Here is a 14,846-nt window from a genome sequence, read left to right as displayed (position 1 = left end):
CTTTAAAAAAAGCGTTAAGTGTTAGACTCCATTTTTTTACCAATGAATTTTAGCTGTTTATTAATTTCATCTTTAGATACTTTTTTTTCCTTAATTTTTCTTTCCAGTTTTTCGAGTAACATAAAGATTTTTTTATCTGTACTTACACGAACATCGAAAGTAGGATTCTCATCACTTAGCTGCTTTTGAAGTTTCTTACGCAGAGGTTTTAATCCGAACCTTTCGTGATGCTCGGGTAGAACTGCTATGTAGAGATCTAAATTTGAATTTACTGCTGTGCTTTTTATAATTTCATCCATAGCGAGAGCTCTTTTCTTTGCTCCTTGTGATATAGATTGATTAAAGGATTCCGTACTCGTCTTTGTTAATTTAGGACCTTTTTCTTTCTCCGTTCGTTTTGCTTCTTCTTTCACTTTTTTATCTAAGGGACTATTATCACATCCAGTAAAAGAGCTAAATAGAAGGGCAAATAATGCGGTTATGAGACCGAGTTTTCGCATGATTATCATTCCATTTCTATTGCAATATGTAATGTGATAGAAAAAGGATGACTGCATATCATCCTTTTTCTATTTCACAGCATGACGAATTCGTTATTGCTGTGAGTATTGTGGTTCTTCTTGTTGGACTTCTTCAACACGTGGGTTTAAAGAATCGATAATCGTTTGTGTTTGCTGCGCAGCTGTTTGGAAAAGTTGCTTAGCTTGTTGGTTATCCGTATCAAGAGCGAATCCCTCTAAGCTAGCTTGTGCACTTTTTAACCCAGAAACAGTTTGCTTTAGTTTTGTAATTACAGTCATTGAATGAAGCCCCCTTTGGAATATCAATTCAAAGATTATAATTTGTGAGTTGGGGTGAATTTATGATTGGAAAATTTAGGGGTAGAGCTTCTGGGAAAGGGAACGAGTGTATAGAATGAAGGTGATTTCATAGGAAGGATAGAAAGTAAGGGATTTAATACCAATATAAAATTTTTTTATTTAGCATGGTATATCCGTTTATAATGGGTACTTGTGGAATTTTAATACGGAGGTTGTACATGAATACTTTATTTTTATAAATAAAATCATCTAGATTCTACATAGCGTATTGATTGTGATACATTTATGGAATCTCTTGTTTTGCAATTGATATCTTAGTGGAGGGGATTCGATGGAAAAATTCGTTTTAATATTTGGGGCACAAGCAGTTGGGAAAATGACAGTTGGACAAGAACTAGCAAAGATAACTGATTTAAAATTATTTCATAACCATATGACAATTGATTTATTGGAGCCGCTGTATGGGTTCTCTCCGGAAATGTGGCGATTAACACATCTTTTTCGAAAAGAAATATTCCAATCATTTTCAGAAAGTGACCATTATGGAATGATTTTTACATACGTATGGGCGTTTAATGAAAAGAAAGATTGGGATGATGTTGAAAGAATATGTAATATTTTTCGTTCTCAAGGAGTTGATATTTATTTTGTTGAACTAGAAGCTGATATAGAAGAAAGACTTCAACGGAATAAAACACCTAATAGACTTGAACATAAGCCAACGAAAAGGAATATTGAACAATCTGAACAGAATTTATTAAGCACATTTGAAAGTCATAGATTGAATTCAAAAGAAGGAGAAATTACAGAGGAAAATTATATAAGAATCAATAATACAAATATAAACGCTACAGAAGTCGCTCAGATTATAAAGAAAGAATTCCAGCTATAATTTTTTAATCATAACAAATTGAACAGTCCAGGTTTTATGAATATCGCATACATTTTTAGTTGACATAACGTAACATTATCGATAGCAAGGACAAGGCAGATTACTTACGAGAGTGAGGGTCCGCTTTTTTCTTTTTCTATGACTCTATTCATGTTCTTATACATTCCTATTGGGGATCCCATTTGTTACTTGATTAGCCGACTTGCATAATCTTAGCGTGTTTTTTTGAAAATGCTGTAAAATGAAATGTGAAATCAGAGGGATAATTGGTCAAGGGTGCTTTTAATTTATTGGTAGAGCAGTTTCTTCTATGTAATGTGTTATCAGATATTTTTATTGATTTGGCTGGGTTTTATTGCTATTATATGAAGAGAAAATAAGCAGGTATTTACTTGTTATATTTCACTTCTATTAGAGGTTTTTCGCAAGAAATTAAATGTGGAAAAGCGAAATAGAAGAAGGCTTAAAACCTTGATAATAAACGGTTTATAAAATTTTATCATGCGCCCATAGCTCAGTCGGATAGAGCGGTGGTTTCCGGTACCACGTCTGCCGGGGGTTCGAATCCCTCTGGGCGCGTCAAAAAGTCCTAACTTACGTTTTGTAGGTTAGGACTTTTTTTATTTCCCTCTTGTTATATCTGATAATAAGATTTACTATTAGTACTTGATAATAATTTTTTAAACTTATTATTTTCTTTCAATATTATTCAAATTTCGGTTGTAAGTTGTAAATCTCATTAATACATATAAATTAATAATATTTTGGAATGGGTGTCTGTGATAGGATTCTCCTTTTACCAAACTTATTGTACAATAGAAACAAGGGGGAGATTAGTTTGAAGGCAAGTCTTTTACAAGAACAAAGCTTACGTTTGGCAATGACACAAGAGTTAAGGCAAGCGATTACAATGCTTCAGTATAATGTACAAGAATTATCGGAGTTTTTGTATGAGCAATCGTTAGAGAATCCCCTTATTGAGTTAGGTGGTTTTGAGAGGGAGAAGAAAAAGAGCTCTAACACAAGTAAAAGTACCAGCAAACAAGTCGAGAATCAGATGGAAATCTACAGTGTGGATTCTACAACGATTCAGCAACATTTATTAAATCAAATACAGTATTATAAAATAGATGAAGAAGAGCGCAAAGTAGCTTCTTTCATTATTATGAACATGGATGGAAATGGGTATTTACAAGAAACGAATGAAGAGTTAGCAAATCTTCTTTCCGCACCGCTTCATGTAGTCGACCGCTCTGTAGAGCTTGTCCAATCATTAGAGCCAGCAGGGGTAGGCGCACGTAATATTCAGGAATGTTTAACCTTGCAATTGAAGCGCTTACAAAGACGGAATGGATTAGCGGAAGAGGTTATAGAGGATCACTTCGCTTATTTTGTGAAAAAAGATTGGCGAAAGCTCGTTCAAGTGTTGAAGTGTAGTAATGAGGAATTGCAATCGGCGGTGAACTGTATTACGTCATTACAGCCGAAACCGGGTCTTGCGTTTTCTTCAGATAAACCACTTTATATTGTGCCTGATATGGCGGTAAAAAAAGATGGCGATCGTCTCGTTTTACAGATGAACGAGAGAAATATGCCGAGAATTGAAATCCATTCTGAGTATAGTGCGCTTCTTAATAATAGTGAAAGTGAAGTAGCGTCTTACGTATCAGAAAAGTATCAGCATGTGCAGTGGATTATGCGCAGTTTAAAACAGAGAAAACAAACGCTTCTGCAAGTGATGACTATTATTATGGAAAAACAACGAGATTTCTTCTGGGAAGGTCCAGAACATTTAAAGCCACTTGCTTTAAAAGAGGTAGCGGAAGAGTTAAGTGTGCATGAGTCTACAATTAGTCGGGCAACGCGAAATAAATATGTGCAAACACCACACGGTTTATTTGAGATGAAATCGTTCTTTAGCAATGCTGTTTCGACGACTGAAGATGAAGCAGTTTCTACAAAGCGTGTGAAACGATTTATTCAAACGCTCGTTGAGGCAGAGAATAAGAAAAAGCCACTTTCAGATCAAAAGATTTCAAAATTGTTAGAAGAAGAGCATGAAATTGTTATTTCTCGAAGAACAGTGGCGAAGTATAGAGAACAAATGCACATTCCAGCTTCGTCATTACGAAAAACGATCGGATAGGTGAAAAAGATGGAAGTTGTACTATATACAAAAACAGATTGCGGCCTTTGTGTGCAGGCGAAACAAGTTTTACAAGAAGTACAATGTGAATATTCTTTTCAAATCAAGGAAATAGATATATATGAAGATAATGACCTTTTAGAAAAATATCACTTAATGATTCCGGTTGTAGAAATAGGCGGAAAACAAGTAGAATATGGTAACATTCACAAAGGTGTCATAATAAACTATATAAAGAATGCAGTTAAGAGTTGAATAAGTTTCTATCTCCTGTTACAATAATACACGTAGCAGGGATTATTTTTTTAATCTATGTGGGACACAAAATGTCACTACGGGACATAAAGTGACCACGAGAGGAAATGAACCAATGTAGTGAGGAGAAAAGATATGCGCTCATGGATTCAGAACACAAAAAAATTATTACCTGATCTGCTACCTGTTATGCAAACGAGAATGCAAATTCTTCAGTACATTAGGCTTATGCAGCCGATTGGAAGAAGAAATTTATCAGCAAGTCTCGGTATGACAGAACGAGTATTGCGAAGTGAAGTTCAAGTTTTGAAAGAACAAAACTTAGTTCACATCGCTTCTTCTGGAATGACATTGACAGAAGAAGGAACAGCTTTAGTTCTTGCTTTGGAAGACTTTATGAAAGAAATTTCCGGGTTAAAGGTTTTAGAAAAACAACTTAAGGAAACATTAGACTTGGATGAAGTTTTCGTTGTCCCTGGTGATAGTGATGAATCGCCTTGGGTCAAACTGGAGATGGGCCGTGCTTGTGTGACTTGTATAAAAGACCGTCTGACAGCGAATAATATCGTTGCTGTGGCTGGAGGAACTACGCTAGCTGCTGCTGCGGACATGATGCAGCTTGATTGCAAAGATTTACATATGCTATTTGTCCCAGCACGTGGTGGAATTGGAGAAGGCGTTGAATTAGAAGCCAATACCATTTGTGCCAAAATGGCGCAAAATACGATGAGTAATTATCGCTTATTGTATGTTCCAGACCATGTTAGTAGCGAAGCATATGCGTCTATTGTGACAGAGCCTTCCGTGAAAGAAGTTCTTGAGTTGATTCGATCTTCCAATATCGTCATTCATGGAATAGGTGATGCGTTAACAATGGCACGTCGCAGAAATACTTCAGAAGCAGATTGGTTAAAGATTCAGGCAAGCGAAGCAGTTGGCGAAGCTTTCGGTTACTACTTTAATGAACAAGGAAATGTTGTTCATAAAGTAAGAACAGTTGGTATGCAACTTGAGGATTTACAAAATGTATCTCACGTTGTTGCAGTCGCTGGAGGTTCTTCAAAGGCAAAGGCAATACAGGCTGTAATTAAACAAGGGCACACTTCAATTCTAATTACAGATGAAGGTGCAGCAAAACAGTTAACAAAGGGTATTACCCTTTAAATATAATCCCCCAAGGAGGAAATTCAAATGACTAAAATTGGTATTAATGGATTTGGACGTATCGGACGTAACGTATTCCGCGCAGCTCTTAACAACTCTGAGGTAGAAGTAGTAGCAATCAACGACTTAACAGATGCTAAAACATTAGCTCACCTTTTAAAATATGACACAGTTCACGGAACTTTAAATGCAGAAGTATCTGCTAACGAAAACAGCATCGTTGTTAACGGTAAAGAAATTAAAGTTATCGCTGAGCGTGACCCAGCTCAATTACCATGGAGCGACTACGGAGTAGAAGTAGTAGTAGAATCTACTGGCCGTTTCACTAAAAAATCAGACGCTGAAAAACACTTAGGTGGATCAGTTAAGAAAGTTATCATCTCAGCTCCAGCTTCTGACGAAGATATCACTGTAGTTATGGGTGTTAACCACGAACAATACGATGCAGCTAACCACAATGTAGTATCTAACGCTTCTTGTACTACAAACTGTCTAGCTCCATTCGCTAAAGTATTAAACGAAAAATTCGGCGTAAAACGCGGAATGATGACAACAATTCACTCTTACACTAACGACCAACAAATCTTAGACTTACCACACAAAGATTTACGTCGTGCTCGTGCAGCAGCTGAAAACATGATCCCAACATCTACTGGTGCAGCTAAAGCTGTAGCATTAGTATTACCAGAACTTAAAGGTAAACTAAACGGTGGCGCTGTACGTGTTCCAACTGCTAACGTTTCTCTAGTTGACTTAGTTGTTGAACTTGATAAAGAAGTAACAGTTGAAGAAGTAAATGCAGCATTCAAAGCAGCAGCTGAAGGCGAATTAAAAGGTATCCTTGGATACAGCGAAGAGCCATTAGTATCTATCGACTATAACGGATGTACAGCTTCTTCTACAATCGATGCATTATCTACAATGGTAATGGAAGGTAACATGGTTAAAGTACTTTCTTGGTACGATAACGAAACTGGTTACTCTAACCGTGTAGTAGACCTAGCAGCTTACATGACTTCAAAAGGTCTTTAATTCTTAATTATATAAGTTATCAATGACAAAACGAGGGAGAGGGTTTGTTCCCTCTCTCTCTTCTTTCGTTTTAAAAGCAAATGTGTTAAGCTTTTGAGTGGGTTTTGTCAATCCTAACTAGTAGTCGGAGGGAAATCCAATGAACAAAAAATCAATTCGTGACGTAGATTTAAAAGGTAAGCGTGTATTTTGCCGCGTTGACTTCAACGTACCTATGAAAGAAGGCAAAATTACAGATGAAACTCGTATCCGTGCAGCTCTTCCTACAATTCAATATTTAGTAGAGCAAGGTGCGAAAGTTATTTTAGCAAGCCACTTAGGCCGTCCAAAAGGTCAAGTAGTAGAAGAAATGCGTTTAACTCCAGTAGCAGCACGTTTAGGCGAGCTTCTTGGTAAAGACGTTAAAAAAGCAGACGAAGCATTCGGACCAGTTGCACAAGAAATGGTTGCAGCAATGAACGAAGGCGACGTATTAGTTCTTGAAAACGTACGTTTCTATGCGGGCGAAGAAAAGAACGATGCAGAACTTGCGAAAGAATTTGCAGCTCTTGCTGACATCTTCGTAAACGATGCATTCGGTGCAGCTCACCGTGCTCACGCTTCTACAGCAGGTATCGCAGACTACCTACCAGCAGTATCTGGATTATTAATGGAAAAAGAGTTAGATGTACTTGGTAAAGCACTTTCTAACCCAGAACGTCCATTCACAGCTATCATCGGTGGTGCGAAAGTAAAAGATAAAATCGGTGTAATTCGTCATCTATTAGACAAAGTAGATAACTTAATCATCGGTGGCGGACTTGCTTACACATTCGTTAAAGCTTTAGGTCATGAAATTGGTCTATCTCTATGTGAAGATGACAAGATTGAACTAGCTAAAGAATTTATGCAACTTGCAAAAGAAAAAGGCGTAAACTTCTACATGCCAGTTGATGTTGTAATCACTGAGGAATTCTCTGAAACTGCAACAACTCAAATCGTAGGTATCGACTCTATCCCTTCTAACTGGGAAGGCGTGGACATCGGCCCTAAAACACGTGAAATTTATGCAGATGTAATTAAAAACTCTAAGCTTGTTGTATGGAATGGACCAATGGGTGTATTCGAAATGACTCCATTCTCACAAGGTACAAAAGCAGTAGGACAAGCATTAGCAGATGCAGAAGGTACATACTCTGTTATCGGCGGTGGTGACTCTGCAGCAGCTGTTGAAAAATTCGGTATGGCTGATAAAATGAGCCACATTTCTACTGGCGGCGGTGCGTCATTAGAATTCATGGAAGGTAAAGAGCTTCCAGGTGTAGTTTGTCTTAACGACAAATAAGTAGCAGCCAAAGAAAAAGGACGGTGCAAAGCATGCGTAAACCAATTATCGCAGGTAACTGGAAAATGAATAAAACTCTATCTGAAGCAGTTAGCTTCGTAGAGGAAGTTAAAGGTCAAATCCCAGCAGCTTCAGCTGTTGATGCAGTAGTTTGCTCTCCAGCTCTATTCTTAGAGCGCTTAGTAGCTAAGGCTGAAGGAACTGATTTACAAGTAGGTGCACAAAACATGCACTTCGAAAAAAATGGTGCATTCACTGGCGAAATTAGCCCAGTAGCACTTAGCGACTTAAAAGTAGGCTACGTAGTGCTTGGCCACTCTGAGCGTCGTGAAATGTTTGCTGAAACAGATGAGTCAGTAAACAAAAAGACTATTGCAGCATTTGAACATGGTTTAACACCAATCGTATGTTGTGGTGAGACTTTAGAAGAGCGCGAAAGCGGAAAAACATTTGATCTAGTAGCAGGTCAAGTAACAAAAGCACTTGCAGGTTTAACAGAAGAGCAAGTTAAAGCAACTGTTATCGCTTATGAGCCAATCTGGGCTATCGGTACAGGTAAATCTTCTTCTTCTGCAGATGCAAACGAAGTATGTGCGCACATCCGTAAAGTTGTTGCAGAAGCTGTTTCTACAGAAGCTGCAGAAGCTGTTCGTATTCAATACGGCGGTAGCGTAAAACCAGAAAACATTAAAGAGTATATGGCACAATCTGACATCGACGGCGCTTTAGTTGGCGGTGCTAGCTTAGAGCCTGCTTCGTTCTTAGGTCTTCTGGGGGCGGTAAAATGAGAAAGCCAACAGCTTTAATCATTCTTGATGGTTTCGGACTTCGTGAAGAAACTTACGGGAATGCTGTAGCACAAGCTAAGAAACCTAATTTTGATGGTTACTGGAACAAGTTCCCTCACACAACGCTTACAGCTTGTGGCGAGGCAGTAGGTCTTCCAGAAGGTCAAATGGGTAACTCAGAGGTTGGTCACTTAAATATCGGTGCTGGCCGCGTAGTATATCAAAGCTTAACACGCGTAAACGTTGCAATTCGTGAAGGTGAGTTCGATCAGAATGAAACTTTCCAAAATGCAATTAAAAGCGTAAAAGAAAAAGGTACTGCTCTTCATTTATTCGGTTTACTTTCTGACGGTGGTGTGCACAGTCACATGAACCACATGTTTGCCCTTCTTCGCTTAGCAGCAAAAGAAGGCGTGGAGAAAGTATACATTCATGCATTCTTAGATGGCCGCGATGTTGGACCAAAAACAGCACAAAGCTATATCGATGCAACAAATGAAGTAATTAAAGAAACAGGAGTAGGTCAATTCGCGACTATCTCTGGTCGTTATTACTCCATGGACCGTGACAAGCGTTGGGATCGCGTAGAAAAATGTTACCGTGCTATGGTGAATGGTGAAGGCCCTACTTATAAATCAGCAGAAGAGTGTGTAGAAGACTCTTATGCAAATGGTATCTACGATGAATTCGTATTGCCGTCTGTAATTGTTAACGAAGATAACACGCCAGTTGCAACAATCAATGATGATGATGCAGTTATCTTCTATAACTTCCGTCCAGACCGTGCAATTCAAATTGCTCGTGTATTTACAAACGAAGACTTCCGTGAGTTCGATCGTGGTGAAAAAGTACCTCACATTCCAGAATTCGTATGTATGACACACTTTAGTGAGACAGTAGATGGTTACGTGGCATTCAAGCCAATGAACCTTGATAACACTTTAGGTGAAGTTGTTGCGCAAGCGGGATTAAAGCAACTTCGCATCGCGGAAACTGAAAAGTATCCGCACGTTACATTCTTCTTTAGCGGTGGTCGTGAGGCTGAATTCCCAGGAGAAGAGCGTATCTTAATTAACTCACCAAAGGTTGCAACGTATGACTTGAAACCTGAAATGAGCATTTACGAAGTAACGGACGCTTTAGTAAATGAAATTGAAAATGATAAACATGATGTTATCATTCTTAACTTTGCGAACTGTGATATGGTTGGCCATTCTGGGATGATGGAACCAACAATTAAAGCAGTAGAAGCAACTGACGAATGTTTAGGAAAAGTTGTAGAAGCGATTCTTGCAAAAGATGGTGTAGCACTTATTACTGCTGACCATGGTAATGCTGATCAGGAGTTAACTGCTGATGGTGAGCCGATGACAGCTCATACAACTAACCCGGTTCCTTTCATCGTTACAAAAAATGATGTAGAGCTTCGTGAAGGTGGTATTTTAGGAGATATCGCCCCAACAATGCTTACACTTTTAAATGTGGAACAACCGAAAGAAATGACAGGTAAAACAATTATTAAATAATTTGCTTATATAAAAAGGAGAGAATTTATTATGTCAACAATTATTGATGTTTATGCTCGCGAAGTCCTTGACTCTCGTGGTAACCCAACTGTAGAAGTAGAAGTTTACACAGAAAGCGGCGCTTTCGGACGCGCTATCGTACCAAGTGGTGCATCTACTGGTGAACACGAAGCAGTAGAATTACGTGACGGTGACAAATCTCGTTACCTTGGTAAAGGTGTTATGAACGCAGTAAACAACGTTAACGAAGCAATCGCTCCAGAAATCGTTGGTTTCGACGTAACTGACCAAGCTGGTATCGACCGTGCTATGATCGAATTAGATGGCACTCCAAACAAAGGTAAACTAGGCGCTAACGCTATCCTTGGTGTATCTATGGCAGTAGCTCACGCAGCAGCTGACTTCGTAGGTCTTCCATTATACCGTTACCTTGGTGGATTCAATGCAAAACAATTACCAACTCCAATGATGAACATCATCAACGGTGGTTCTCACGCTGATAACAACGTAGACTTCCAAGAGTTCATGATCTTACCAGTTGGTGCTCCAACATTCAAAGAATCAATCCGTATGGGTGCTGAAGTATTCCATGCACTTAAAGCTGTATTACATGACAAAGGTCTTAACACTGCAGTAGGTGACGAAGGTGGATTCGCTCCAAACCTTGGTTCTAACCGTGAAGCACTAGAAGTAATCATCGAAGCTATCGAAAAAGCTGGTTACAAAGCTGGCGAGAACGTATTCTTAGGAATGGACGTTGCTTCTTCTGAGTTCTACAACAAAGAAACTGGTAAATATGACCTTGCAGGCGAAGGCCGTACTGGCTTAACTTCTGCAGAAATGGTTGATTTCTACGAAGAGCTTTGCAAAGACTTCCCAATCATCTCTATCGAAGATGGTTTAGACGAAAACGACTGGGATGGTCACAAATTATTAACTGAGCGTATCGGTGATAAAGTACAATTAGTTGGTGACGACTTATTCGTAACTAACACTCAAAAACTTGCTGAAGGTATCGAAAAAGGTATCTCTAACTCAATCTTAATTAAAGTTAACCAAATCGGTACTTTAACTGAGACTTTCGAAGCTATCGAAATGGCTAAACGTGCTGGTTACACAGCAGTTGTATCTCACCGTTCTGGTGAAACTGAAGATGCTACAATCGCTGACATCGCAGTTGCAACTAACGCTGGCCAAATCAAAACTGGTTCTATGAGCCGTACTGACCGTATTGCTAAGTACAACCAATTATTACGCATCGAAGACGAACTAGGCGAAATCGCTGTTTACGATGGTGTAAAATCTTTCTATAACATCAAACGATAATTGTAGAAAATAACGACAGACCGTGAGAAATCACGGTCTGTTTTTTTATGCTAAAATTGTTCCCCCGTCATAAGTGACATGAAATGTTTAAAGAAACGGTTATAATCAAAATCAATTGCGATTTGATGACTCGGCCAATCAATAAATGGTTTAGATCCTCCTAAAGAGCGAAATTCTCCAATGCTTGCTCCTTGTGCATAAGATTCTGTCATGACAACGATAGGTGATTTGTGATACGTAAACATAGAGTTATCAAGTAAAGCGAGTATTGGAATTGTGTCATGGAAGGGGCTACCCTTTAAATTCGGTAAGGTGTCTTTATAATATCCGTAGTAATAATGATCGAATAACGGTTTAACGAGTGGGGCTTTTCCTTTTGCTTCAATATATTCAGCCATTTCTGGTGTAATGATGGAATATTGGGTGACATTTAATGGATAAATGTACATGTTAGGTGAGGATTGAAGGACTATATTAGCGGCAGTAGAATCGCCATAAAAGTTTGCTTCGGAAATAGGGGTGACATTACCAGGATGTAAAAAGGCACCGCCCATTACGTAATAAGATTTAACTTGCTGCATTAGCTGTTTACATACGATGAATAAAATTGCTAGGGAGGTAAGTCTTCCCAAACTTACAATGATTAGTTCATCTTTATACTGTTCAATAAGAGGAATGATTTCGAAAAAATTCTCCATTTCTCCGTTTGTCACATTCCCTTTTGGAATAATTGGCCCGAGCCCTTGTTTCCCGTGTACATCTGTAAAAAAAGCAGGCGGGGCACCAGTAAGCGGACGCTCTGACCCACCAAACACTTTAATATTTCTATCCTTTGCTTCTTTCGTAAGAAAATGAGCATTTTGTACGGCCATCTCTTTCGGAACATTGCCATAATCAGCAACAATGCCGATGATTTCTATTTCATCGATAAAGAATGCTAAGAGGAGAGCCATCGTATCATCAATGCCAGGATCACAAAAAATAAGAACTTTTTTGGTCATATGTTCACCACCTATCTTGTTTATATATATGTAAGCTTAAAGGTAAAAAGATTATTTTATTGAAATAACAACCTTTAAAATTCAGAAAATAAAAACTTCTTATATTAGGTCAAGGTTTTTGACTTAATTTTCTCTTGGAAATGTAGTCATATCAAGGTTGTAAGCGCATAACATAGGCGTTTTTTGCTGTCAAGTTGATAAATTGCAGCTTTTTACAATTTATACTATGATAAAGATATTAACAGAAGATCGTATAAACAAGAGGGATGATGAACATGAAATTTACAAAGATTCTTGTCCAAATTGCTGCTCTTTACGTTTTTTATATGGTTGGAACTTGGGTACAAGAAATGTTAAATATTCCGATCCCAGGAAGTTTGATTGGAATGTTCCTCTTACTTGTTTTACTTAGCCTAAAAGTTCTTCCAGTAAAATGGTTCGATTTAGGAGCAGAAACACTCGTTGCTATTATGCCGTTTTTATTAATTCCGCCAACGCTTGGCCTAATGAATTACGGTGCTTTTTTTATGAGTAAAGGAATTTCTCTTTTCATTACAGTTGTAGCGAGTACATTTTTGATCATTATTGTCGCAGGACATACAGGACAATATCTTGCGAATAGAAAGGAAAGAGAGTCGCAATGAGCCAAATATTAATCGGAATCGGTTGGGTTCTTTTTACGGTGCTATTATATCAATTATCTAAAAAAATCTATAAAGTATTTCCAACACCATTCACCATTCCAATGCTTGTAGCAACAGGATTAATGGCTTTCTTATTTATCGTGCTTGATATACCGTATCAACATTATATGGAAAGTGGTGGTGGCTGGATTGCGAAGTTGCTGGGACCCGGTGTTGTAGCATTTGCAATTCCTCTTTATAAACAACGTCACGTTCTGCAAAAATATGTTGTACCGATTGCCGGCGGGGTACTAGTAGGTACAACAGTTGCCATTGCAAGTGACTTTGCTATTGCCTCACTTATGGGAACAGATAAAAGCTTAATTTTATCTTCTTTACCAAAATCGGTGACAATGCCAGTTGCGATGAGTGTTTCAGAGCAAGTTGGTGGTGTACCTTCCTTAACAGCAGCTTTCGTTGTTATCGCAGGTATTACTGGAACGATTACAGGACCTCTTTTATTAAAATGGAGCCGTGTTACAAACTCGGTTGGTAAAGGTATCGGATTTGGATGTGCTTCTCATATTATGGGCGTGATGAGAGCGATGAAAAATAACGAACATGAAGGTGTTATTGGATCGGTAACAATGACATTAACAGCAATTTTGACATGTTTACTTGGACCGTTATTTGCAATGATGTTTATGTAATAGAAGAAAAGCGAGAGCAACCTTATAGCTCTCGCTTTTCTATAGAATTTATGCTACAGTTACAATAACTGAATCTTTGTAGGAGGTACGCCAAGTGCATACGTTATTATCAGTTTTACTTATTATTGTATCGATTTTAATGATTGTTATGGTACTTATGCAGTCTAGTAATAGCTCAGGCCTTTCAGGTGCAATTTCAGGCGGTGCGGAGCAATTATTTGGTAAGCAAAAGGCACGTGGAATTGAAGCGGTATTAAACCGTATTACAATTGTTTTAGCTGTATTGTTCTTTGTATTAACAATTGGTGTTACGTACTTCAATTTATAGAATTGAAAGAAGAAGCGTTAGTAAGATGTACTAATGGTTCTTCTTTTTTTATTTTGCTATTTGAAAAAAGTTTCTAATTAGATTATAGAAATATAAATATGGTACACTAAGATATAGAAAGAATACGACTAGATTACAGAAGAGAAAGAGGAGAAGTACATGATGAAATTAGCATCTCCGAAACCATTTACATTTGAGGGTGGAGACCGCGCTGTTTTATTACTACATGGATTCACAGGGAACTCAGCTGATGTACGTATGTTAGGGCGTTTCTTAGAAAAGAAAGGCTATACTTGTCATGCACCAATTTATAAAGGGCACGGTGTACCACCAGAAGAGCTTGTTCATACAGGTCCTGAAGATTGGTGGCAAGATGTAACAGAAGCATATCAACTTTTAAAAGATAAAGGTTTTGAGAAAATTGCTGTTGTTGGATTGTCACTTGGCGGCGTATTTTCTTTAAAATTAGGTTATACAGTACCGGTTTTAGGTGTAGTACCGATGTGTGCACCAATGTATATTAAGAGTGAAGAAACGATGTACCAAGGTATATTGGCATATGCCCGCGAATATAAGAAGCGAGAGCAAAAATCACCAGAGCAAATTGAACAAGAAATGTTGGAATTCCAACAGACACCGATGAATACATTAAAAGCATTACAACAATTAATTGCTGACGTACGTAACAATGTGGATATGATTTATGCACCAACATTTGTTGTACAAGCACGTCATGACGAAATGATTAATACAGATAGTGCTAACATTATTTATAACGGTGTAGAATCTACGTTAAAAGACATTAAATGGTATGAAGACTCTACGCATGTCATTACACTTGATAAACAACGTGACGAGCTACATGAGGATGTATATAACTTCTTGGAGCAACTAGATTGGTAAGATCTAG

The 14,846-nt window shown here is 38.1% G+C and carries 16 protein-coding genes and 1 tRNA gene; 14 read left to right on the top strand and 3 right to left on the bottom strand.

Annotated features, from left to right (window positions below):
- Positions 1-14: 14 nt before the first annotated feature.
- Together DN410_RS13490 and DN410_RS13485 are read right to left on the bottom strand one after the other, a co-directional pair.
- Complete coding sequence (locus DN410_RS13490; RefSeq protein WP_149176884.1) at positions 15-500, bottom strand: YhcN/YlaJ family sporulation lipoprotein; 486 nt, start codon at positions 498-500, stop codon at positions 15-17.
- 93 nt (positions 501-593) lie between these two features.
- Positions 594-800 (bottom strand): DUF1657 domain-containing protein, encoded by a 207-nt coding sequence (locus tag DN410_RS13485; protein WP_000216166.1) that lies wholly within the window; start codon positions 798-800, stop codon positions 594-596.
- A 352-nt stretch (positions 801-1,152) separates the two neighbouring features.
- Here DN410_RS13485 and DN410_RS13480 point away from each other — a divergent pair, with 352 nt between their 5' ends.
- The 10 genes from DN410_RS13480 to eno all read left to right on the top strand — a co-directional run bounded on the left by DN410_RS13480 (position 1,153) and on the right by eno (position 11,274).
- Positions 1,153-1,713: a DEAD/DEAH box helicase family protein gene (locus tag DN410_RS13480; RefSeq protein ID WP_149176883.1), complete on the top strand. Its 561-nt coding sequence runs from the start codon at positions 1,153-1,155 to the stop codon at positions 1,711-1,713.
- Between the two features lie 503 nt (positions 1,714-2,216).
- Positions 2,217-2,292, top strand: a tRNA-Arg gene (locus DN410_RS13475).
- Positions 2,293-2,551: 259 nt separating this feature from the next.
- The gene (rpoN, locus tag DN410_RS13470) at positions 2,552-3,859 is read left to right on the top strand and encodes an RNA polymerase factor sigma-54 (protein WP_149176882.1); all 1,308 of its coding nucleotides are present in this window, start codon (positions 2,552-2,554) and stop codon (positions 3,857-3,859) included.
- 9 nt (positions 3,860-3,868) lie between these two features.
- The gene (locus tag DN410_RS13465) at positions 3,869-4,114 is read left to right on the top strand and encodes a glutaredoxin family protein (protein WP_071710098.1); all 246 of its coding nucleotides are present in this window, start codon (positions 3,869-3,871) and stop codon (positions 4,112-4,114) included.
- Positions 4,115-4,249: 135 nt separating this feature from the next.
- On the top strand, positions 4,250-5,278 hold the full coding sequence (gene cggR, locus DN410_RS13460) for a gapA transcriptional regulator CggR (RefSeq protein WP_001258182.1): 1,029 nt from the start codon (positions 4,250-4,252) through the stop codon (positions 5,276-5,278).
- 27 nt (positions 5,279-5,305) lie between these two features.
- Positions 5,306-6,310 (top strand): type I glyceraldehyde-3-phosphate dehydrogenase, encoded by a 1,005-nt coding sequence (gene gap / locus DN410_RS13455; protein WP_000161236.1) that lies wholly within the window; start codon positions 5,306-5,308, stop codon positions 6,308-6,310.
- A gap of 139 nt (positions 6,311-6,449) precedes the next feature.
- The gene (locus tag DN410_RS13450; protein WP_149176881.1) at positions 6,450-7,634 is read left to right on the top strand and encodes a phosphoglycerate kinase; all 1,185 of its coding nucleotides are present in this window, start codon (positions 6,450-6,452) and stop codon (positions 7,632-7,634) included.
- 32 nt (positions 7,635-7,666) lie between these two features.
- Positions 7,667-8,422, top strand: a complete 756-nt coding sequence (tpiA, locus tag DN410_RS13445) for a triose-phosphate isomerase (RefSeq protein WP_149176880.1) — start codon at positions 7,667-7,669, stop codon at positions 8,420-8,422.
- A complete protein-coding gene (gene gpmI / locus DN410_RS13440; protein WP_149176879.1) occupies positions 8,419-9,948 on the top strand; it encodes a 2,3-bisphosphoglycerate-independent phosphoglycerate mutase in 1,530 nt (509 codons plus the stop codon). The genes tpiA and gpmI overlap by 4 nt, the downstream gene beginning before the upstream one ends.
- Before the next feature lie 30 nt (positions 9,949-9,978).
- Positions 9,979-11,274: a phosphopyruvate hydratase gene (eno, locus tag DN410_RS13435; protein WP_001975088.1), complete on the top strand. Its 1,296-nt coding sequence runs from the start codon at positions 9,979-9,981 to the stop codon at positions 11,272-11,274.
- A gap of 50 nt (positions 11,275-11,324) precedes the next feature.
- On the opposite strand, the gene DN410_RS13430 is transcribed toward eno, so the two are convergent.
- A complete protein-coding gene (locus DN410_RS13430) occupies positions 11,325-12,275 on the bottom strand; it encodes a nucleoside hydrolase (RefSeq protein ID WP_149176878.1) in 951 nt (316 codons plus the stop codon).
- A 275-nt stretch (positions 12,276-12,550) separates the two neighbouring features.
- Between DN410_RS13430 and DN410_RS13425 the strand changes: the two genes are divergently transcribed.
- The 4 genes from DN410_RS13425 to estA all read left to right on the top strand — a co-directional run bounded on the left by DN410_RS13425 (position 12,551) and on the right by estA (position 14,839).
- Positions 12,551-12,919: a CidA/LrgA family holin-like protein gene (locus DN410_RS13425; protein WP_149176877.1), complete on the top strand. Its 369-nt coding sequence runs from the start codon at positions 12,551-12,553 to the stop codon at positions 12,917-12,919.
- Positions 12,916-13,608 carry an LrgB family protein gene (locus DN410_RS13420; RefSeq protein WP_071723486.1) on the top strand — a complete coding sequence of 231 codons (693 nt, stop codon included), beginning with the start codon at positions 12,916-12,918 and terminating at the stop codon, positions 13,606-13,608. The genes DN410_RS13425 and DN410_RS13420 overlap by 4 nt, the downstream gene beginning before the upstream one ends.
- Before the next feature lie 94 nt (positions 13,609-13,702).
- Positions 13,703-13,936, top strand: a complete 234-nt coding sequence (gene secG / locus DN410_RS13415; protein WP_000557264.1) for a preprotein translocase subunit SecG — start codon at positions 13,703-13,705, stop codon at positions 13,934-13,936.
- Positions 13,937-14,098: 162 nt separating this feature from the next.
- Entirely contained in the window at positions 14,099-14,839 is a 741-nt protein-coding gene (estA, locus tag DN410_RS13410; RefSeq protein WP_162937161.1) for a carboxylesterase, read from the top strand.
- Positions 14,840-14,846: the final 7 nt, after the last annotated feature.

Source organism: Bacillus sp. SH5-2 (assembly GCF_008368905.1).
Taxonomy (GTDB): Bacteria; Bacillota; Bacilli; order Bacillales; family Bacillaceae_G; genus Bacillus_A; species Bacillus_A luti.
This window is presented reverse-complemented; position numbering and strand designations above follow the sequence as displayed.

Bases quoted from the DNA above. Each gene is read 5' to 3' on its own strand.
- DN410_RS13490 (WP_149176884.1), bottom strand. From the start codon at position 500: ATGCGAAAACTCGGTCTCATAACCGCATTATTTGCCCTTCTATTTAGC.
- DN410_RS13485 (WP_000216166.1), bottom strand. From the start codon at position 800: ATGACTGTAATTACAAAACTAAAGCAAACTGTTTCTGGGTTAAAAAGT.
- DN410_RS13480 (WP_149176883.1), top strand. From the start codon at position 1,153: ATGGAAAAATTCGTTTTAATATTTGGGGCACAAGCAGTTGGGAAAATG.
- DN410_RS13465 (WP_071710098.1), top strand. From the start codon at position 3,869: ATGGAAGTTGTACTATATACAAAAACAGATTGCGGCCTTTGTGTGCAG.
- cggR (WP_001258182.1), top strand. From the start codon at position 4,250: ATGCGCTCATGGATTCAGAACACAAAAAAATTATTACCTGATCTGCTA.
- gap (WP_000161236.1), top strand. From the start codon at position 5,306: ATGACTAAAATTGGTATTAATGGATTTGGACGTATCGGACGTAACGTA.
- DN410_RS13450 (WP_149176881.1), top strand. From the start codon at position 6,450: ATGAACAAAAAATCAATTCGTGACGTAGATTTAAAAGGTAAGCGTGTA.
- tpiA (WP_149176880.1), top strand. From the start codon at position 7,667: ATGCGTAAACCAATTATCGCAGGTAACTGGAAAATGAATAAAACTCTA.
- gpmI (WP_149176879.1), top strand. From the start codon at position 8,419: ATGAGAAAGCCAACAGCTTTAATCATTCTTGATGGTTTCGGACTTCGT.
- eno (WP_001975088.1), top strand. From the start codon at position 9,979: ATGTCAACAATTATTGATGTTTATGCTCGCGAAGTCCTTGACTCTCGT.
- DN410_RS13430 (WP_149176878.1), bottom strand. From the start codon at position 12,275: ATGACCAAAAAAGTTCTTATTTTTTGTGATCCTGGCATTGATGATACG.
- DN410_RS13425 (WP_149176877.1), top strand. From the start codon at position 12,551: ATGAAATTTACAAAGATTCTTGTCCAAATTGCTGCTCTTTACGTTTTT.
- DN410_RS13420 (WP_071723486.1), top strand. From the start codon at position 12,916: ATGAGCCAAATATTAATCGGAATCGGTTGGGTTCTTTTTACGGTGCTA.
- estA (WP_162937161.1), top strand. From the start codon at position 14,099: ATGAAATTAGCATCTCCGAAACCATTTACATTTGAGGGTGGAGACCGC.